Source organism: Thiofaba sp. EF100 (assembly GCF_039822285.1).
GTDB lineage: Bacteria > Pseudomonadota > Gammaproteobacteria > Halothiobacillales > Halothiobacillaceae > Thiofaba.
Window position 1 is genome coordinate 99394 of record NZ_JBAJEY010000001.1, and the last position, 18353, is coordinate 117746.

Annotated in this window: 17 protein-coding genes; 13 read left to right on the forward strand and 4 right to left on the reverse strand. The window is 63.9% G+C overall.

The window, feature by feature from the left end:
* Window positions 1–42 precede the first annotated feature (42 nt).
* Window positions 43–2601, reverse strand: a complete 2559-nt coding sequence (glgP, locus tag V6D91_RS00565) for an alpha-glucan family phosphorylase (RefSeq protein ID WP_347317238.1) — start codon at window positions 2599–2601, stop codon at window positions 43–45.
* 302 nt (window positions 2602–2903) lie between these two features.
* Between glgP and V6D91_RS00570 the strand changes: the two genes are divergently transcribed.
* From V6D91_RS00570 to V6D91_RS00590, 5 genes are all read left to right on the forward strand, one after another.
* Window positions 2904–3764 (forward strand): flagellin, encoded by an 861-nt coding sequence (locus V6D91_RS00570; RefSeq protein WP_347317239.1) that lies wholly within the window; start codon window positions 2904–2906, stop codon window positions 3762–3764.
* A 78-nt stretch (window positions 3765–3842) separates the two neighbouring features.
* Entirely contained in the window at window positions 3843–4283 is a 441-nt protein-coding gene (locus V6D91_RS00575) for a flagellar protein FlaG (protein ID WP_347317240.1), read from the forward strand.
* Window positions 4284–4349: 66 nt separating this feature from the next.
* Window positions 4350–5720 carry a flagellar filament capping protein FliD gene (gene fliD, locus V6D91_RS00580; RefSeq protein WP_347317241.1) on the forward strand — a complete coding sequence of 457 codons (1371 nt, stop codon included), beginning with the start codon at window positions 4350–4352 and terminating at the stop codon, window positions 5718–5720.
* Between the two features lie 19 nt (window positions 5721–5739).
* Entirely contained in the window at window positions 5740–6144 is a 405-nt protein-coding gene (gene fliS / locus V6D91_RS00585; RefSeq protein ID WP_347317242.1) for a flagellar export chaperone FliS, read from the forward strand.
* A gap of 10 nt (window positions 6145–6154) precedes the next feature.
* On the forward strand, window positions 6155–6484 hold the full coding sequence (locus V6D91_RS00590) for a hypothetical protein (RefSeq protein ID WP_347317243.1): 330 nt from the start codon (window positions 6155–6157) through the stop codon (window positions 6482–6484).
* Here the strand turns inward: V6D91_RS00590 and V6D91_RS00595 are convergent.
* A complete protein-coding gene (locus V6D91_RS00595; RefSeq protein WP_347317244.1) occupies window positions 6423–9071 on the reverse strand; it encodes a 6-hydroxymethylpterin diphosphokinase MptE-like protein in 2649 nt (882 codons plus the stop codon). The genes V6D91_RS00590 and V6D91_RS00595 overlap by 62 nt on opposite strands.
* Window positions 9072–9180: 109 nt before the next feature.
* On the opposite strand from V6D91_RS00595, the gene V6D91_RS00600 reads away from it, so the two are divergent.
* From V6D91_RS00600 to V6D91_RS00630, 7 genes are read left to right on the forward strand one after another with little or no spacing between them, the layout of a single operon-like run.
* Window positions 9181–10176 carry an NAD-dependent 4,6-dehydratase LegB gene (locus tag V6D91_RS00600; RefSeq protein ID WP_347317245.1) on the forward strand — a complete coding sequence of 332 codons (996 nt, stop codon included), beginning with the start codon at window positions 9181–9183 and terminating at the stop codon, window positions 10174–10176.
* Complete coding sequence (locus tag V6D91_RS00605) at window positions 10169–11320, forward strand: LegC family aminotransferase (protein WP_347317246.1); 1152 nt, start codon at window positions 10169–10171, stop codon at window positions 11318–11320. Before V6D91_RS00600 ends, V6D91_RS00605 begins: the two co-directional genes overlap by 8 nt.
* Window position 11321: 1 nt before the next feature.
* On the forward strand, window positions 11322–12497 hold the full coding sequence (gene neuC / locus V6D91_RS00610; RefSeq protein WP_347317247.1) for a UDP-N-acetylglucosamine 2-epimerase: 1176 nt from the start codon (window positions 11322–11324) through the stop codon (window positions 12495–12497).
* The gene (gene neuB, locus V6D91_RS00615; RefSeq protein ID WP_347317248.1) at window positions 12494–13573 is read left to right on the forward strand and encodes an N-acetylneuraminate synthase; all 1080 of its coding nucleotides are present in this window, start codon (window positions 12494–12496) and stop codon (window positions 13571–13573) included. Before neuC ends, neuB begins: the two co-directional genes overlap by 4 nt.
* Entirely contained in the window at window positions 13566–14201 is a 636-nt protein-coding gene (locus V6D91_RS00620) for an acetyltransferase (RefSeq protein WP_347317249.1), read from the forward strand. The genes neuB and V6D91_RS00620 overlap by 8 nt, the downstream gene beginning before the upstream one ends.
* Window positions 14202–14213: 12 nt before the next feature.
* Window positions 14214–15275: a nucleotidyltransferase family protein gene (locus V6D91_RS00625; protein WP_347317250.1), complete on the forward strand. Its 1062-nt coding sequence runs from the start codon at window positions 14214–14216 to the stop codon at window positions 15273–15275.
* Window positions 15268–15969, forward strand: coding sequence for an acylneuraminate cytidylyltransferase family protein (locus tag V6D91_RS00630; RefSeq protein ID WP_347317251.1), 702 nt, complete (start codon window positions 15268–15270; stop codon window positions 15967–15969). Before V6D91_RS00625 ends, V6D91_RS00630 begins: the two co-directional genes overlap by 8 nt.
* On the opposite strand, the gene V6D91_RS00635 is transcribed toward V6D91_RS00630, so the two are convergent.
* Window positions 15954–16721 carry a hypothetical protein gene (locus V6D91_RS00635; RefSeq protein WP_347317252.1) on the reverse strand — a complete coding sequence of 256 codons (768 nt, stop codon included), beginning with the start codon at window positions 16719–16721 and terminating at the stop codon, window positions 15954–15956. The genes V6D91_RS00630 and V6D91_RS00635 overlap by 16 nt on opposite strands.
* 11 nt (window positions 16722–16732) lie before the next feature.
* On the reverse strand, window positions 16733–17908 hold the full coding sequence (locus V6D91_RS00640) for a cupin domain-containing protein (protein ID WP_347317253.1): 1176 nt from the start codon (window positions 17906–17908) through the stop codon (window positions 16733–16735).
* 50 nt (window positions 17909–17958) lie between these two features.
* Here V6D91_RS00640 and V6D91_RS00645 point away from each other — a divergent pair, with 50 nt between their 5' ends.
* On the forward strand, window positions 17959–18342 hold the full coding sequence (locus V6D91_RS00645) for a LysR family transcriptional regulator (RefSeq protein WP_347317254.1): 384 nt from the start codon (window positions 17959–17961) through the stop codon (window positions 18340–18342).
* Window positions 18343–18353 lie beyond the last annotated feature (11 nt).

An 18353-nucleotide genomic window follows, 5' to 3' on the forward strand; every position in this document is an offset into this window, starting at 1 on the left:
CAAGCCTTGCAGACGTCTTGGCATCCCGGATCCCAGCCCTCCCTACAGCCACAGCATGCAGCCCATCTCGTAGGGGTGGGTCAGGGCGGGATGCCAGGGGACGATGCGGATGCGGTAGACCTGCAGCCCGGCGAGCGAGGGTTGCATTTTCAGCGTGTACAGCTGGCGCCCCTTCTCGTCCTGGCCGTCGGCCTCGAGAAGATAGTGTGAGTCCAGCTCGAAGTGTGCGCTGTTGCTCAGCCGGCCGAACTGGCATTCCACCCGCACATCCTGGGCCGACAGGCCATCCACATCGACCGCCACCTTGATCTCGAGCGCTTCGCCGTGATGCAACTGGGTTGTGGCGAGATCCACGCGCTCGGCACGGATCTTCGGCCACGTCATACGGATGCGGGCCTTCCATTCGGCCAGTTCGCGCGCCAACTGCCCGCCCTCTGCATGGAAGGCCTTATGGTTGCGCAGGGCGGTCAGGTAGAACCCGCGTGTGTAGTCGAGCACCATGCGCTCGCTGTTGAAGCGGGGCAGAATGCTGCGCATCGAGGCCTTGGACAGCGCGACCCAGCGGCTGGAAAAGCTGCCCTTGTCGCGGTGGTAGTAGAGGGGTACGACCTCCTTGCGCAGCATCTCCATCAGGTCATGGGCCTCCTGGCTGTTGCGGTATTCGGCGCTGTATTCTGGGCCGTGGGGGGTGATGGCCCAGCCGTTGTCGCCCTCAAAGCCCTCACCCCACCAGCCGTCCAGCACGCTCAGGTTGACCACGCCGTTCATGCCGGCCTTCTGGCCGGAGGTGCCGCTGGCCTCCAGCGGGTATTCCGGGGTGTTGAGCCAGACGTCCACACCGGTCACCAGTTTGCGGGCGAGGGCCATGTCGTAGCCCTCCAGCAGCAGGATGCGGCCGAGGAACTCGGGCCGGTGGGCAATCTCCCAGATCGTGCGGATCATCGCCTGGGCGGGCTCGTCGGCCGGGTGCGCCTTGCCGGCGAAGATGAACACCACCGGCCGCTCGTCGTCATTGACCAGCCGCGCCAGCCGTTCCAGGTCATTGAACAGCAGGGTGGCGCGCTTGTAGGTGGCGAAACGGCGGGCGAAACCGATCACCAGCACATCCTGGTCCTGCTGGGTGATGACACTCAGCGACTTGCGGATCACGGCCTCGCTGCTGCCGTTGCGGTGGTGCTGGTCGCGAATGCGCTGGGCGACGTCGTCCAGCATTTCCCGCTTCAGCGACTGGCGCAGGCTCCAGAAGCGGTGGTCGGGGATTTGATCCAGGGCCTCGCGCCAAAAATCCCGGTCGCACAGGTGAAGGCGCCAGTCGCGCTGGCGCTGGTCGAGCAGGTTGGCCCACTCGCGGGCGAGGAAGGTGCTGACATGTACCCCGTTGGTCACGTAGCGGACCGGGTTTTCCTCCGGCTCGATCTGGGGCCAGAGGTCGCGCGCCATCCTTGAGGCGACATGGCCGTGGATGCGACTGACACCGTTGTGCTGGCGCGAGCCTCGCAGGGCGAGCGTGGTCATGTCGAAGCTGGAAGGGGTCGCATCCACACTGCCCAGGCGGATGAAGCGCTCGAAATCCAGCCCCATCCCGTGGGCGATGTCGCGGAAATACTGCTCGACCAGCCCGATTTCGAAGGCGTCGTGTCCGGCATCGACCGGGGTGTGGGTGGTGAACACTGTATTGGTCGCGGTCAGTTCGAGAGCGGCCTCGAAGCCCATGCCCTGGGCGACGTACTCGCGGCAGCGTTCGACGATGAGGAAGGCGGCATGGCCCTCGTTCACATGCCATGCGCTTGGGTGCAGGCCAAGCGCCCGCAGGGCACGCACGCCGCCCATGCCGAGCAGGATCTCCTGCTGGATGCGCATCGATTTGTCCCCACCGTAGAGGCGGTAGGTGATGGCGCGATCCTGAGGGCTGTTCTGCGCAAGGTCGGTGTCCAGCAGGATCAGGCGCACCCGCCCGACATGCGCCTGCCACAGCTTGACCGCGATCTGGCGGCCTGGCAGGGGCAGCCAGAACACCAACTCCTTGCCCGTCTCATCGAGGACCGGGCTGATCGGCAGGTCGTCGAAGTTGACCGGCAGGAACGATTCGACCTGCTGCCCCTGGGCATCGATGGTCTGGGTGAAATAACCCACGCGGTAGAGCAGCCCCACCGCCACGAAGGGCAGCCCGAGGTCGCTCGCCGCCTTGCAGTGGTCGCCGGCCAGGATGCCGAGGCCGCCCGAGTAGATGGGAAAGCTCTCATGGAAACCGTATTCCGCGCAGAAGTAGGCGATCAAATCCTCGTGCGGGTCGAGGTGCGCGGCGATTTCGGGATGGGGCGGGTCGCTCAGATAGCGCTCGAACTGGGCGCGGGTCTCCTCCAGGTCGAACATGTAGGTTGGGTCGGCCAGGGCTGCATCCACGCGCTCCTGGGCCACCCGGCGCAGGAAGATCTTCGGATTGTGGCCGCAGGCCTCCCACAGGGCGGCATCCATGCGGAAGAACAGGCCGCGCACCTTCCGGCTCCAGCTGTAATAGAGATTGTTGGCGAAGTCATGAAGACAGGCCAGGGCGGGTGGGATGTTGGGTTGGACTTCGAGAGAGTAGAGCGAGCCGGGCATGGGTCGGGTCCTGTGCAATGCGTCCGTCACAGGATCATGGCGCAAAAACGTGACGATTCAATCATCGATTGTGCCAGCCGGCCTGTGGGTGGGGCACTTGGCCAGGCCTCAGGCTTTGGCAGTGCAGCGAAAAGAATTTTTCAATGCCCACTAAAGCTTGAAAGCATCGCGCCGATAACAAGTTCGAAAGCGGAGTTTGGACGAAAAAGATCCAGTCAGGGCTAAAGCTTCTCCAGGCCCCGCCGATAAGGTTCCTGACCGATTTCAACCGCGCTCAAGCGCAAGCACAAGGAGACCTAGCCATGGCTAACGTCGTCAATACCAACATGATGTCCATCAATGCACAGCGCAGCCTGTACAAGACGGACATCCTCCAGAAAACCGCAATGGAGCGCCTGGCCTCTGGGATGCGGGTCAATAGCGCCAAGGACGATGCCGCAGGCATGTCTATCGCAGAGCGCATGAACTCCCAGATTCGCGGCATGACCGTGGCCGTGCGCAACGCCAACGATGGCTTGTCGATGGCGCAAACCGCCGAAGGGGCGATCACCGAGCTGCAGGGCATGCTCCAGCGCATGCGTGACCTGACCGTGCAGTCGATGAACGCCACCAATACGGCCTCTGATCGCACCGACCTGAACACCGAATTCCAGCAGCTCAAGCAGGAAATCGGCCGCATCGTCGGCAATACCGAGTTCAACGGCAAGAAGATTCTCAGCACCTCGGGAACCAGTTATCAGTTCCAGGTGGGGGCCAATACGGCAAACAATAACCGGATCACCGTATCCCTTGCCAACCTCTCTACGGCGGGGGCCACCGGTATTGGTAGTGCGATGACTGCTACCATGCACATCTCCACGGCGGCTGGGGCCTCCGCGGTGACCAAGGGCAATTCGGTGATTGGTATTCTGGATGGCGCGATCGGCAAGCTCAACAATCTGCGTGGTCGCCTGGGTGCAGCCCAGAACCGCTTCAATGCGACCATCTCCAACCTGCAGAGCTCGATCGAGAACCAGAGCGCGGCACGTTCCCGCATCATGGATGCTGACTTCGCCTCTGAGACCGCGAACCTCAGCCGTGCTCAGATCCTGCAGCAAGCCGGTACGGCGATGCTGGCCCAAGCCAACCAGGCGCCGCAAGCGGTTCTTGGTCTGCTGCGGTAACATCGGGGTAGCCTAGTCTTATCCTGATGGGGGGAGGAGTTGGATGAAACTCCCCCCCTCCTCATAGGAGGGGCAACGATGCTTATCAATCCCAACCCATTACAGCCTGTGTCGGTCGCTGGAGCACAGATGGCTTCAGAGGGCAATGCTGGCGCCGCAGTTCGAATGGAGCCCGCCACATCCGCGCGGGCTGCCGCAGTTTCTGGTTTTGTGTCTGGCGAGCCTTCATCGGCGGCGCGCCCTAAGGATTCTCCCCAAACCGATTCCCAGGGCGCGCAACCCGATGCGAAGGAACTCGATCAGGCCGTGACTCGGGCCAAGGAATACATTCAGTCCGTGCGCAGGGATTTGAACCTCAATTATGATGAGGAGACGGGGTTGCTCGTCATCAAAGTCGTCGACAAGGATACCGAAGAGGTCGTACGGCAGATCCCGGCCGAAGAAATCCTGGCCTTCATCCACAACATGCTCAAACTAACGGGCGAGCGTGAGGGTGTGTTGCTAAAAGAAAAGGTGTGAACCGCCAAGACTGCATGCATGCATTGAGTCGGCGGCTTTTTTCGAAAATTCCATCGAGGTGCTCCCATGGCCATCACATCCACGGGTCTTGCCACCGGCATGAACATTAACGGTGTCGTTCAGCAGTTGGTGAATGCTGAAGGGCAGGCGGCCAAGGGACTGCTCGACCGCCAGCAGGCTCGCGTTGATACCCGGCTTTCCGGTCTGGGCAAACTCAAGGGGGTGCTCTCCTCGTTCCAGACGGCGCTCAAGAAACTCGAGGCCCTCGATACCTTCAGCGCACGCAAGACCACTTTGAGCAATGATTCGGCTCTGGCCCTGCAGGCTGATCGGACGGCAGCTGTGGGCTCCTACAGCATTGAGGTCCTCAACCTTGCCCGGGCGGAAAAAATGGTTTCCTCAGGCTTGGCTTCTGCGAGCACAGTGGTGGGGACTGGAACCCTGACGCTGGGAGTGGGGGGCAACAGCTTCAGCGTGACCATCGACGCGAGCAACAACACCCTGGCTGGTATTCGTGATGCGATCAACAATGCCAGCGGCAACATCGGGGTGAGTGCGACCATCGTCAATGCGGATGATGGCAGTGGTGGCACCGTGAGCAAGCTGGTGCTCACCGCCAAGGAGACAGGCACCGCCAACGCCCTGAGCGTGAGCATCAGTGATGACGATGGCAACAACGCCGATGCCTCCGGGTTGTCGGGGCTTGCCATGACCCAGTTGGTCGCAGCGCAGGATGCCGTGATCCGGGTGGATGGTCAGACCGTGACACGCTCATCCAATACCATCAGCGATGCTGTCAGTGGGCTGACCTTCAACCTCAAGGCGGTCACGACCAGCCCGGTCACCGCCCAGGTGAGTGCGGACAGCGAGGAGGTCGTGAAGGCATTGCAGGGATTTGTTGACAGCTACAACAGCTTGCGTCAGGTCATGAGCGACCTCGGTCGGTACGACCCCGCCACCAAGAAGGCGGCTGAGCTGACAGGCGATGCCACGCTCCGCAACCTACAGCAGCAGCTGCGCCGTGATCTGACCTCCAATGTGTCCAGCGTGAGTGGTGGTGTGGATTCCCTTGCAGGCATTGGCATCGAAATCGACCGTTACGGTGCCATGAAGCTCAATAGCGCCAAGCTCAGTGAGGCCATGAATGGCAATCCTGCGGTCGTGTCCGATCTTTTCCGTTCTGCCGACGGCGTTGCCACCCGAACCAATGCCAAGATTGACGAATACCTCAAATCGGGGGGGATACTGGATACTCAGACCCGCTCGATGAACGATCAGAAAAGACAGATCGCCGATCGTCGTGCTGCGCTCGACGCGCGGCTGAGCAAAGTCGAAGAACAATATCTGAAGCAGTTCAACAAGATGGATCAGATCGTTGCAGGCTATCAGAGCACCGGCAACTACCTGGCTGCCCAGCTTGCCGGCTTGTTGAAGTAAGGTTTTAAGGAGTCATTTCATGTACATCTCCCCCCGTTCCATGGGCGCCAGTTTCTATTCCAACGTCGGCTTGCAGTCGAGCATCCACAATGCCAGCCCGCATCGGCTGATCCAGATGCTGATGGAGGGGTTCATTGAGCGTGTCAATGTGGCAAGGATTGCCATCGAGCGGGGTGATCATGCGCTGAAGGGCGCGCAGATCTCCAAGGCCATCGCCATCCTGGGTGGGCTGAAGGATGGCCTGGATTTCGAACAAGGTGGGGAGCTTGCTACCAATCTCAGCGATCTGTATTCCTACATGGAATTGGGCCTTTTCGAGGCCAGTGCCAAGAATGACATGGAGCGCCTCGAGGAGGTCAAGCGCCTGATGCTTGAGGTCAAAGGGGCGTGGGACGCGATCCCCGAAATTACCAGCACGCCTTGAGTCAAAAGGCATGAACACCTGCCGCGAGGAGATGCAGGCTATCATGCTCATCTCCCGTGAATTACGTCAGGCCATGGATGACGAGGCGGAGCCTTTGGAGCGTATCGAGTCGCTGGTGGCCGAGCGGGAAGAGCGCATCAGGCGTTTTTTTTCATCCCCCATCGAGTCTGAGCTGCGGGCTGAGGTTGCGGCATGGATTCAAGATCTCATGATCATGGATCGCAAGGCCATGCAGGCTCTTGCTCTGCGCAGACAGAAGATGCAGGAGCAGCACGCTGTCATGCGTCACCAGGCACGGGGTTTGGCCGAATATCAGCAAACGGGTGAGATGGGGGAGTGATCAGGAGGGGGGGGCGATGCCCTAAGCTCCCCTGCATCGCCGTTTCGAGCGCCTTCCGCATGGCTTGCACGCCTTGCTCATTGGCCTTGTCCCCCAGCATGTGGTCGAGTACCAACAACGCACCTTCATAGGCCTGATGGTCGATCAGGTGCTTTGCCAGGCGGAGTTTGGCATGGCTGTCGTCGGGGAAGCGCTCGATATGGCGCCGGTAAGCCTCCACAGCCTGGATCGGGTCACCGGCGATGCGCAGCATTTCCGCATATTGCAGGGTGTACTGCTCGGAAATGGAGGCCAGGCACTGGAGTGCATGCAGTGCTTGTTCAACCTGACCCTGGTCGAGGCTCCAGTTTGTCATCCGCAGCAGGGCATCCTCGCTCAAGCGGAGATCCCCGTGTTCGAGCACCTGGGCATAGGCATCGAGGGCGGAGGCCATGTTGCCCTCGAGTTCGTGAAGATACCCTTCGACCAAGAGCATGAAGGGGCGTCCCTGTGTATGGTTATGATGCTTCTTGAGGGCGATCATAAGTCCCTTGAGCGCATCAATTTTGCGCTGAGAAAAGAGTTGCCGTGCCCGGATGCGCGCTGCGCCAAGGTCGGCATGGGCTTGGGCGCGTTGCATGTGCACGGTGTGCTTGCGCGCTAGGTCCTGTTCGAACTCCCGTTCCAGCGCTTCGCGAAGGGCTTGCTCTTCCAGAGTCAATGTGATGATGCGATCCGGATGACGTTGGGCCCACACCCGGATGCGACCGGGGACGGTGTCGCGGCGCCAACCCTCGGCGATTTCGGCCAGCGGAGTGTTGGCCTCTTCCTCCCGGATACGCAATTTCAGCCGTTGTTCGGCCTCCTTGAGGATAGCCATCAGCCGCTCGGTACCGCTCAGATAGGCGGCGTAATAGTCGTGGCCGATCGTCCGGGTGTCTTCCGCGCTCATGGTTTCATAGTCCATGAAGGGGCGCATCGCCCGCAGCAGGGCCCGCAGGCCCATGCGCTTGACGATCAGGCTCAAATGGCCGTGTTTCTTGCTGAGCGTTTTTTCGATTCGGTCCAGCTTTTTCTTGGACTTTCCGCTCTCGATCAGCCCGCTGTTCGGGTTGAACATCGAGTCATTGATACGGATGGCTTCTTTGATCAGGCTGCGCATGATCTCCAACTCATGCTGGATGCGTGAAAACTCACGTTCCAGCTCCTGATAATGCACAAGACGCTGTTTCTCATCCGATGCAGGCAGCAAGCTTGCAAGAGTCGTGGAGATATCGATGGACTCCGTCGGGACCGGCAGGTCTTCCTGCGGGAGGTGTTGAATGGTCTCGATCCTTGCAGCCCCGGGGGATGGATTGATGAGTGTGCAGCCGTTGGCGGCCAGGTAACGGGCCTGGTTGCCTAGAGTTTCGATGGCGGTGGCGAAATCGGGTGTAGTGGTGGCCTTGTGGCCGGCGTAGGTTTCGACCTCCAGATGGGTGAGGTCGAAACGAGGTCCTGCCGCACGTTCGTTGCTGCCAAGGGCGTGGGTATAGCCCTCTTGGGTGAAACACAGATCAACCCCACCGAGGATGATGGTGCGGAATCCCATGTCGAAAGCGATCTGGAGGGCGGTATTGGTCACCGTCGGCCCAGGGGCGGAGAGGGGGGCGGAGGCGTTGAGTTTGGAGGTCCAGGGCAATAGCTCACCGAGATACAACGAGCGGTGAGGCCATTGCGTCAGCAGTCTGGGCGCGACGTGGTACTGATGGATCAGGGTGGTCCGCGCATCGAGCGCCAACATCGGTTTGCTGATGTCATAGCTCAGTTCGGTGGGGTCGACTGAGAAGATGAAATCCGGGGTGATGCCCGTCTCCAGAAGGCGTGCGGCGATCCTGGAAACCGCCAGCACGGCGAGTTTGTCCCGGTGTTGGATCACCCAGGGCAGCAGTTCGTCGAGGGAGGGGCCGCCCGCGAGCAGCACGGCGGTTTTTTCGGCAAAGGCTTGGCGCAGGATGTGGGCGGATTGGATGTTGTCCGCAGCATTCTGCAACTGGCAGATGATGAAGGCCTCATCGCCAAGCTGGGCCACGGCCTGCCAGCGCAGCTTGTCCACCTCCTCTTTCAGCTGCCAGGCAAGCTCGGTGTATTCCGGGTGATGTTGGTCCTGCGCAGCAACGGATAACACCACCTTGACCGCATCAAGGTAAAGATACTCATGGATTTGCAGCGCTGAGGCTTCCTCCAACCAGCGAGAGGAGGCCGCGCAGCGGATGGATGCATCGTCATGCTGGCAGCGGTCCTCGTTGAGAAGGAGGGCATGGATGTTCTCGAGTTCGACGAACAGATACCGGCTGCCCGCCGGGCGTGGCAGGTCGTGTACATACTCGTACAGCAGTCCGGAATCCGAGCCCGCGATGATGTAAAGAGTGTCTTCCGCGCGGAGGGTGTCTTTGAACGCTAGGTCGAAGGTATGTCTGGCACCGAAGCGATCGAAGGCGTGCCGATTGACGCTGTAGAGGTAACGATCCCCGAAACTGTTCTGGATGAAGGATTCCCGTGTTACGGTCTCGAGCTCGTTTTCATCCGGGTTGGACGTGGAGAAAACGGTAGGGGTACTGGCGTTCATCCAGAGGATCCTGAGTGGTGTCCGCCTATCATAGGCAAGGTATCGGCCTTCGGCTATGCTGGCCCCATGGTTGCCCTTGGCCCTGTTTTGTGATGTCAAAGAACCGCCCATGACTGCTCAAGCCGCTCGTCGTGTCCTCGTGACTGGTGCCGATGGATTCATTGGCTCGCATCTGGTTGAAATGCTCGTCGCCCGCGGCTACACCGTCCGCGCCCTGGCTCAGTACAACAGCTTCAATCACTGGGGCTGGCTGGAGGACGTGGCGTGCCGGGAGGCGATCGAGGTGGTCGGCGGGGATATCCGTGATGCCCACTTCTGCCGCACGCTGATGAAGGAGGTGGATGTGGTCTTCCACCTTGCGGCGCTGATTGCCATTCCCTATTCCTACGTGGCCCCCGAGAGCTATGTGGACACCAACGTGCGCGGTACGCTGAACATCTGTCAGGCCGCGCTGGAGGCAGGCGTGAAGCGGGTCATCCACACCTCGACCAGCGAGGTCTACGGCACGGCGCGCTATGTGCCGATCGACGAGCAGCACCCGCTCCAGCCGCAGTCGCCCTACAGCGCCTCCAAGATCGGGGCGGATGCCCTTGCCCAGAGCTTCCACCACAGCTTTGGTCTGCCGCTTACCGTGGCCCGTCCCTTCAACACCTACGGCCCACGCCAGTCGGCGCGCGCGGTGATCCCGACCATCATCAGCCAGATGGCCGCGGGCAAGCGCAGCATCGAGCTTGGGGACCTCAGCCCTACGCGCGATTTCAACTACGTCGAGGACACCTGCCGCGGCTTCATTGCCTTGGCCGAGTGTGAGGCGGCGGTGGGCGAAGTGGTCAATATCGGCTCGAACTACGAGATCTCCATTGGCGCTACCCTAAACCTGATCCGTGAGCTGATGGGCAGCGACATCGAGGTGGTGCAAGATGAGCGCCGCCTGCGCCCGCAGGGCTCCGAGGTCTTCCGCCTGTGGTGTGACAACGGCAAGATCGAGCGCCTGACCGGCTTCAAGCCGCAGGTGGATATCCGCGAGGGGCTCTCCCGCACCATCGCCTGGTTCACCAACCCCGACAACCTCAAGCGCTACAAGACCGGCATTTACAATGTCTGAGGCCTTCATCCGCTTCGTGCGCGAGCTCTATGGCGAACCCAGGGCGGGCATCCCCCTGCATGCCCCGGTCATGGGGACGCGGGAGAAGGCGCGGGTGGGGGAGGCCATCGACTCCAGTTTTGTCTCCAGCGTAGGTGCCTTCGTGACCGAGTTCGAGCGGCAGGTGGCAGCCTTCGTGGGCAGCCGGTACGCGGTGGCCACGGTCAATGGCACCGCTGGACTGCATGCCGCCCTGGTGGTGGCCGGCGTGCAGGCTGGCGACATGGTGCTCACCCAGTCCCTGACCTTCATCGCCACCTGCAATGCCATCCATTACTGCGGCGCGGATCCCGTCTTCATCGACGTGGACGAGGACACCCTGGGCCTCTCGCCCGAGGCCCTCGCAAGCTGGCTTGAGGAGCATGCCGAGCAGCGTGAGGATGGCGCCTACGAGCCGGCCAGTGGGCGTCGCATTCGCGCCTGCGTGCCCATGCATACCCTCGGCCACCCGGTGCGGATCGAGAAGATCGCCGAGATCTGCGCCGCTTGGGGCATCGAGCTGGTCGAGGATGCGGCCGAGGCCCTTGGCAGTACGCGAGGCGGGCGGCATTGCGGCACCTTCGGCCGCTTGGGTGTCTTCAGCTTCAACGGTAACAAGATCATCACCACCGGCGGCGGCGGGATGATCGTCACCGATGACGAGGACCTGGCCCGCCGCGCCAAGCATTTGACCACCACCGCCAAGAAGCCCCACCCCTGGGCCTTCGAGCACGATGAAATCGGCTTCAACTACCGCCTGCCCAACCTCAATGCCGCCTTTGGCGTGGCACAGATGGAGCGCCTGCCCGAGCTTATGGCCAGCAAGCGCGAGGTGGCCGCGGCCTATGCCCGCTGGTGCAAGGCACAAGGGATGGCCTTTGTGCATGAGCCGGCGGGCACGCGCAGCAACTACTGGCTCAATGCCCTGCGCCTTGCGGATGAGGCCGAGCGTGATGCCTTCCTTGCGGCCACCAACGCAGCCGGGGTCATGACCCGCCCGCTGTGGACCCCCATGCACCGCCTGCCCATGTACGCCCAGGCCCGGCGCGGCCCCTTGCCGGTGACCGAGCGTCTGGCGGCGACGGTGGTGAACATCCCAAGCTCGGCCCGCATGGCAGGGGGGTAAGATGCAGCGGCGCAGGATCGCGGTCATCACCGGCACGCGAGCGGATTACGGACTGCTCTACTGGCTGATCCACGACCTGCACGCCTCGCCGGACTTCGAGCTGCAGCTCATCGTCACCGGCATGCACCTGATGCCGGAGTTCGGTCACACGGTGGAGGGGATCGAGCGCGATGTCTTTCCCATCGCGGCGCGGGTCGATCTCGACCTGCACTCGGACGCTGCCGAGGCGGTGGCACGGGCCATGGGGGTGGGCATGATCGGCTTCGCCGACGCCTTCGCCCGGCTGGCCCCGGAGTATGTGGTCATCCTCGGCGACCGTTTCGAGATGCTCGCGGCGGCCGCGGCGGCCTTCGTCCAGCGCATACCGATTGTCCACATCCACGGCGGCGAGGTGACCGAGGGCGCACTGGATGAGGGCTTCCGCCATGCCATCACCAAGCTTGCCGCCCTGCATTTCACCGCGGCGGAGCCCTACCGGCGGCGGGTCATCCAGATGGGCGAGCTCCCGGAGCGGGTGTTCACCGTCGGGGCGCCTGGGCTGGATCACCTCACCCGCACACCGCTGCTGGATCGTGCTGAACTGGAGCGGGCGCTGGGGTTCGCCCTTGCGCCAGAGACCTTCCTCGTCACCTTCCACCCCGCCACCTTGGACGCCGAGGACGCTGCGAGCCAGTGCCGCGCCCTGCTGACCGCCCTGGATGCCTTCCCCGCGGCGCACATCGTCTTTACCCTGCCCAATGCCGACCCCGGCGGTAGGGCCATCATCCCCCTGCTCGAGGACTACGTCGCCCGTCACCCTGCGCGTTGCCGCCTGTTTGCCAGCCTCGGCCAGGTGCGTTACCTCTCCCTGCTGCGCGAGGCCTCGGTCGTGATTGGTAACTCCTCCAGCGGGATCATCGAGGCCCCGAGCGTCGGCACGGCCACGGTGAACATTGGCGACCGCCAGCGCGGGCGGCTTCGGGCGGCGAGTGTGATCGACTGCGGTCCCCGCGCGGCGCAGATCGAGGTGGCCATCCGCCAGGCCCTCAGCCCTGCGTTCCAGGTCAGCCTCGCCAAGGTCGTCAATCCTTACGGTGCGGGCGATGCCGCCCAGCGGATGCTGGCGATCCTCCGCCGGGTGGACCCCGCCAGCCTGGCGCGCAAGCCTTTCTACGACCTTCCCGTGGAGTGCCCATGAACCTCGTTCAGGTCATTGCCGAGGCTGGTGTCAATCACAACGGTCAGCCCGAGCTGGCCTTTGGTTTGGTCGAGGCCGCCGCGCGCGCGGGGGCAGACGTGGTCAAGTTTCAGACCTTCAAGGCCGAAGCCCTGGTCACCCGCGAGGCCCCCAAGGCGGCCTACCAGCAACAGGCCACCGGCGCGGCCGAGTCGCAGTTTGCGATGCTCAAGCGCCTGGAGCTGCCGTTTGCCCTGCACCATGAATTGAAGGCCGAGGCCGAGCGGCGGGGGCTGCGCTTTCTCTCCACCGCCTTCGATGGCGAGAGCCTGCGCTTTTTGCGCGATGAGTTGGGCCTGGAGCTTTTGAAGATCCCCTCGGGCGAGCTGACCAACGCCCCATTTCTTCTTGACCATGCGCGCAGCGGTTGCGAACTGATCGTCTCCACCGGCATGGCTACCCTGGCGGAGGTGGAGGAGGCGCTGGGGGTCATCGCCTTTGGCCGCATCGCCGGGGGCAAGGAGCAGCCCTCGCCCGCGGCCTTCCGCGCCGCCTATGCCAGCGCGGAAGGCCAGGCCGCCCTGCGCCGTGGCTTGACCCTGCTGCACTGCACCAGCGATTACCCCGCTGCGCCGGAGGACGTGAACCTGCGCGCCATGGACACCCTGCATACGGCCTTTGGCGTGCCGGTGGGCTATTCGGACCACACCCAAGGCACGGCCATCGCCCTGGCCGCGGCGGCGCGGGGGGCGGCGGTGATCGAGAAACATTTCACCCTCGACCGCAGCCTGCCGGGGCCGGACCATGCCGCCTCGCTGGAGCCTGATGAGCTTGCGGCCATGATCCAGGGTATCCGTACCATCGGCCAGGCCTTGGGCGATGGCATCAAGCGTCCAACCCTGGCCGAGCACTCCACCGCCCAGGTCGCGCGCAAGAGCCTCGTCGCCCGCACCGTCATCCGCGCCGGGGAGCGCCTTGGCCCCGAGCACATCGCCATCCTGCGGCCGGGGACGGGGATGGTGCCGATGCGCTATTGGGAGCTCCTGGGTCGGCCGGCCTCCCGCGATTACGAGGCAGGCGCCTTGCTGGATGAATAAGCCGATCGTCATTCTGGGGCATGGCGGTCATGCGCGGGTGGTGCTGGATGTGCTGCGCTGCCTTGGATGGCCTGTTGCCGGATTTCTGACGCCGGACCTTGCGGCCGGGACGGACGTGCAGGGGCTGCCGGTGCTGGGGGATGACGGCTGGCTCGAAGGCGAGAGGGCAGGCGACTATACCTATGTCCTGGGCCTGGGGCTGCTGCCGCACCGTCCTACCCTGCGCGCCGACCTCTACCGCCGGGTGCGTCACTTGGGGCTCGACACCCCCACCCTGATCCACCCCTCGGCCATCGTGGCACGGGACGTGCTTATCGAGCGGGGGGCCCAGGTCATGGCCGGGGCGGTCATTCAGCCGGGTTGCCTGATCGGTGAAGATGCCCTGCTCAATACCGGCTGCCGGGTGGATCACGACTGTCAGATTGGCGCCCATGCCCACCTCGCCCCCGGGGGAGTCCTCTGTGGTGGGGTACGGGTGGGCGAGGGGGCCTTTATTGGCGCTGGGGCTGTGGTGTTGCCGGGGGTGCGGATTGGTGAAGGGGCCCAGGTGGCCGCGGGAGCGACGGTACGCCGCGATCTCCCGCCCAGGGTGCGGCATATCCCCGGTCATCCCGACAAGCCGTTGTGAGGAGAGAGGATCATGAGCTTCGATTGGCGCAGCATCCTGCTTAAGCCGGAAGACAGCATTCACCGGGCTATCGAGGTCATCGACCAGGGCGCCAAGCGCATTGCGCTGGTGGTGGATGATGCTGGCAAGCTGCTCGGTACGGTCACCGACGGGGACATTCGCCGCGGCATCTTGCGCCATCTGCCCCTGAGCGCCCCGGTGGCCGAGGTCATGAATACCCAGCCGCGCGTCCTGCCCCGCCACTACAGCCGCGAGGAGGCCATGCGCCTTTTGGGCAGTGCCCAGGTGTTGCAGGTGCCGATCGTGGATGAGCAGGGGGTGTTGCTTGGGCTGGAGACCCTAACCGACCTGCTCAAGCGTCCTCGGCTGGAGAATCCGGTGTTCCTGATGGCCGGAGGCTTTGGTACCCGCCTGCGCCCATTGACCGACACCTGCCCCAAGCCCATGCTGCCGGTGGCAGGCAAGCCGATGCTTGAGCATATCCTGCAGGATCTGATCGACTACGGCTTCTACCGCTTCTACATCTCGGTGCACTACCTGCGTGAGCAGGTCATCGAGCACTTCCAGGATGGCAGCCGCTGGGGGGTGAACATCCACTACATCCACGAGGATACCCCGCTTGGCACCGCGGGCTGCCTGGGTCTTTTGCCCAAGGAGGCAGTCCAGCGCCCCATCATCGTCGTCAATGGCGACATCATGACCCGGGTGAACTACGAGGCCCTGCTGCAGGATCATGATCGTCACACCCCGGCGGCCACGGTCTGCACCCGCCAGTACGACTTCCAGGTGCCGTATGGCGTGATCGAGCACGAGGGCCAGCGCATCCTCGACATCATCGAAAAGCCGGTGCACCACTTCTTCGTCAGCGCGGGGATCTACGTCCTCGCCCCCCAGGTCGTGCATGGCATGCAGGCAGGGGTTCGGGTGGACATGCCCGACCTGCTCAAGCAGCAGATCGTTGCCGGTCGGGAGGTGCGGATGTTCCCGGTGCACGAATACTGGCTCGACATCGGGCGGATGAACGACTTCGAGCTGGCCCAGCAGGACGCGCTCCAGGTCCTCCGCCATGGCTGAAGCCGATCGGCCGAATATTCTCGCCCTCATTCCTGCGCGGGGTGGGAGCAAGGGGCTGCCGGGCAAGAACATCCTGCCCCTCGCGGGGAAACCGCTGATCCAGTGGAGCATCGAGGCCGCGCACGGCTCGCGCTTCATGACCCGGGTGGTGGTCTCCAGCGATGATCCTGCCATCCTCGCGGTGGCGCGGGCGGCGGGGGCCGAGACGCCCTTCGTCCGCCCGGCAGAACTGGCGCAGGACGACACCCCTAGCATGGATGTCGTGCTCCATGCCCTCGATCAGCTGCCGCCGGTGGACTGGGTCGTCCTGTTGCAACCGACTTCGCCGCTGCGCAGCGCGGAGGACATCGACCAGGCCATCGCCCGCTGCCTGGAGACCGGCGCGCCGGCCTGCGTGAGCGTGAGCGAATCTCCGGCCTTGCCGTGGTGGATGTTCAGGGTGGATGCGACGGGGCGGCTTGTGCCGTTTCTCGATGCGGCGCAGCGCCCGCAACGCCGGCAGGAGGCGCCCACCCTCTACACCCTCAATGGCGCGGTCTACGTCGCGCGGGTGGAGTGGCTGCGCAAGACCCGCAGCTTTCTGAGCGAGGAAACCGTGGCCCATGTGATGCCTGCCGAGCGTTCGGTGGACATCGACACGGCGCTGGATTTCCGTCTGGCGGAGTGCCTTCTGGCGGCTCAGCCCGAAGTTTGAGCCACGCGGCGCAGCGCTGGTACTGCCAGCCCCGCCTGATCCGCCAAGGCCAGCGCCCGCGCCAGGCGCGCTGGGGCACTGCGGCCCATGCACTTGTGCGCCGGATCCCCAGCGAAGCCCTCCAGCATCCCCTGGAGCAGCCGCTCGCGGTCGAAGTTCCTACCGGAGAGCCACTCCTGCAGGTCGATCACATCCGACGCCACCTCGCGCGCCAGGGCCTCGTGCTCGCGCCAGAGCTCCTCCACGGTACCCCCGGTGACCAGCCCGCAGATATTGGTGGTGAGGATGTAGACGTTCTTGCGCACCAGCTCCCAGAGCAGGGTGTCCATGTCGCCCACTTCGCGGGCCGGTAGATCGACCTTGGCCATGGCCCTGACGATCAGCCCCGCATGCGGGCCATACACGGGGGAGGGGAGCAGGGGCTTGCTGTCCTGGCCCTTCTTTTTCTCGAACCAGACCGACATGATCGTGGGGTGGGTCAGGCCGTGGGATTCCCAGTCGCGCGGTAACAGCTCGTTCTGCAGCAGCACCAGGCGATCACGCCATGGCGTGGGCATGTCCCGCAGGCAGGTTTGCAGGTCGGCCTCGCCGACCGCCAGGATCACAGCCTGCGGCTCGGGGTTGAGGGTGTGGGCGGTGGCAAGCGGCATGTCGCGGTTGACCGGATAGACCGGGTGGCCCAGGCGCAGCAGGCCGCGCGCCAGCACGGCGCCGATCTCGCCGATGCCGATGATGATGATGGGGTCGAGCATGGGGGCAGTCCTCATTCGTCGTCAGTGAACATCAGGCAGCCGCGGGCGTACAGGCGGTGGAGCAGGGGCCAGATCGCTGCGCCATACTTCGCAGCAGCCTCGGCGTCGACATGCTGCTCGCGGCAGAGCATCTCCACCATCCCGCGCCCGGACTCGGACAGCTCCACGCACTCGCCATCCATAAAGAACAGGACCTTGCCCGGCTGGGTGATGAAGGCCAGGCGGGCGGCGGGTACGCGGCGCAGCACCGCGCCGTCTTCCAGCATCTCGCGCAGTTCGTCGAGGTTCAGCGGCTCATTGTCCGGGAACAGACCGCCGAGGTTGAGGTTACGCTCGGTCAGCCATTCGCCCAGGATGCGTTGCAGGGCGGCGTCGTCCGGGGTCAGGGCCTCGCGCACCAGGCGGGTGAGTTTGGTGAGGGCGGCAGCGCTGATCTCGCCGGGGTTGCCTTGCGGGGCGAGGTCCGGGTCGCTGTAGCGCAGCTTGGGCGGGATGCGGTCGACCAGGGCCTCGGCCACCGCGCCGACGATGTCGGCATGTGCCGGGGCGCGGAAGCCGATCGACCAGGTCATGCACTCGCTCAGGGCGACCCCGTGGTGGGGGATGCCCGGGGGCAGGTAGAGCATGTCCCCCGGTTCCAGGTCCCAGCTTTGGTCGGGGTTGAACTCGCGCAGGATGCGCAGGTCCAGCCCGTCGATGTAGGCGTTCTCGTCGTCGCGCGGGGTGGATTCGATCATCCAGCGTCGCCGTCCCCAGGCCTGGAGCAGGAACACGTCGTACTGGTCGACGTGTGCGCCGACCGAGCCTCCGGGCGGGGCGTAGCTCATCATCAGATCGTCGATGCGCCAGTCCGGGATGAAGCGGAAGGGTTCGATGATCGCCATCAGCTCCGGGACGGCCTTTTCCACGTCGGAGACGAGGATCGACCAGCCCCGCTCGGGCAGGCGGGCGAAGTCCTCCTCGCTGAACGGGCCGTAGCGCAGCTCCCAGGGCTTGCTGCCGCCTTCCTCCAGCACCATGCGGCTGTGGATGCCTTCCTCGCAGGCGAGCCCTGCGAGCTCCTCGGGGGTGACGGGGGCCAGGAAGCCTGGAAAGGCTTGGCGGATCAGGAGCGGCTTCTTCTGCCAGTAGTCGCGCAGGAAGGTTTCGACGGGCATGCCGCCAAGGACCTGGTCGGTCGTCCACATGGTCGGGATCATCCGGAATGAGGGGATCCGTGGATGGTATACTTCCGTCCATGTCCAGCAAACCCTCGAAAGCCCCTCCGAAGCTGCCCGGCACGCCGTATGGCGGGCATGTCCGCGCGCGCCTGTGGATCACCGGGGGCCAGGGGGGCTACCTTGGCGTGGGCAAGGTTCAGCTGCTGGAGGCGATCGCCGAGAAAGGCTCGATCAGCCAGGCCGCGAAGGCCATCGGCATGTCCTACAAGCGCGCCTGGCAGCTGGTCGAGGAGCTGAACGGTCTGGGCGACTCCCCGATGGTGGTCACCGAGACCGGTGGCGCCCATGGCGGCGGCACGCGCCTGACCCCGCGCGGCGAGCATGCGATCAAGCTGTATCGGGAGTTCGAGGCCGAGTTCGCGGCCTTCGTGCGGAAGTTCCCGCATCCCATGGATCTCTGAGCCTGTTTCGA

Bases quoted from the DNA above. Each gene is read 5' to 3' on its own strand.
- glgP (WP_347317238.1), bottom strand. From the start codon at position 2,601: ATGCCCGGCTCGCTCTACTCTCTCGAAGTCCAACCCAACATCCCACCC.
- V6D91_RS00570 (WP_347317239.1), top strand. From the start codon at position 2,904: ATGGCTAACGTCGTCAATACCAACATGATGTCCATCAATGCACAGCGC.
- V6D91_RS00575 (WP_347317240.1), top strand. From the start codon at position 3,843: ATGCTTATCAATCCCAACCCATTACAGCCTGTGTCGGTCGCTGGAGCA.
- fliD (WP_347317241.1), top strand. From the start codon at position 4,350: ATGGCCATCACATCCACGGGTCTTGCCACCGGCATGAACATTAACGGT.
- fliS (WP_347317242.1), top strand. From the start codon at position 5,740: ATGTACATCTCCCCCCGTTCCATGGGCGCCAGTTTCTATTCCAACGTC.
- V6D91_RS00590 (WP_347317243.1), top strand. From the start codon at position 6,155: ATGAACACCTGCCGCGAGGAGATGCAGGCTATCATGCTCATCTCCCGT.
- V6D91_RS00595 (WP_347317244.1), bottom strand. From the start codon at position 9,071: ATGAACGCCAGTACCCCTACCGTTTTCTCCACGTCCAACCCGGATGAA.
- V6D91_RS00600 (WP_347317245.1), top strand. From the start codon at position 9,181: ATGACTGCTCAAGCCGCTCGTCGTGTCCTCGTGACTGGTGCCGATGGA.
- V6D91_RS00605 (WP_347317246.1), top strand. From the start codon at position 10,169: ATGTCTGAGGCCTTCATCCGCTTCGTGCGCGAGCTCTATGGCGAACCC.
- neuC (WP_347317247.1), top strand. From the start codon at position 11,322: ATGCAGCGGCGCAGGATCGCGGTCATCACCGGCACGCGAGCGGATTAC.
- neuB (WP_347317248.1), top strand. From the start codon at position 12,494: ATGAACCTCGTTCAGGTCATTGCCGAGGCTGGTGTCAATCACAACGGT.
- V6D91_RS00620 (WP_347317249.1), top strand. From the start codon at position 13,566: ATGAATAAGCCGATCGTCATTCTGGGGCATGGCGGTCATGCGCGGGTG.
- V6D91_RS00625 (WP_347317250.1), top strand. From the start codon at position 14,214: ATGAGCTTCGATTGGCGCAGCATCCTGCTTAAGCCGGAAGACAGCATT.
- V6D91_RS00630 (WP_347317251.1), top strand. From the start codon at position 15,268: ATGGCTGAAGCCGATCGGCCGAATATTCTCGCCCTCATTCCTGCGCGG.
- V6D91_RS00635 (WP_347317252.1), bottom strand. From the start codon at position 16,721: ATGCTCGACCCCATCATCATCATCGGCATCGGCGAGATCGGCGCCGTG.
- V6D91_RS00640 (WP_347317253.1), bottom strand. From the start codon at position 17,908: ATGTGGACGACCGACCAGGTCCTTGGCGGCATGCCCGTCGAAACCTTC.
- V6D91_RS00645 (WP_347317254.1), top strand. From the start codon at position 17,959: ATGTCCAGCAAACCCTCGAAAGCCCCTCCGAAGCTGCCCGGCACGCCG.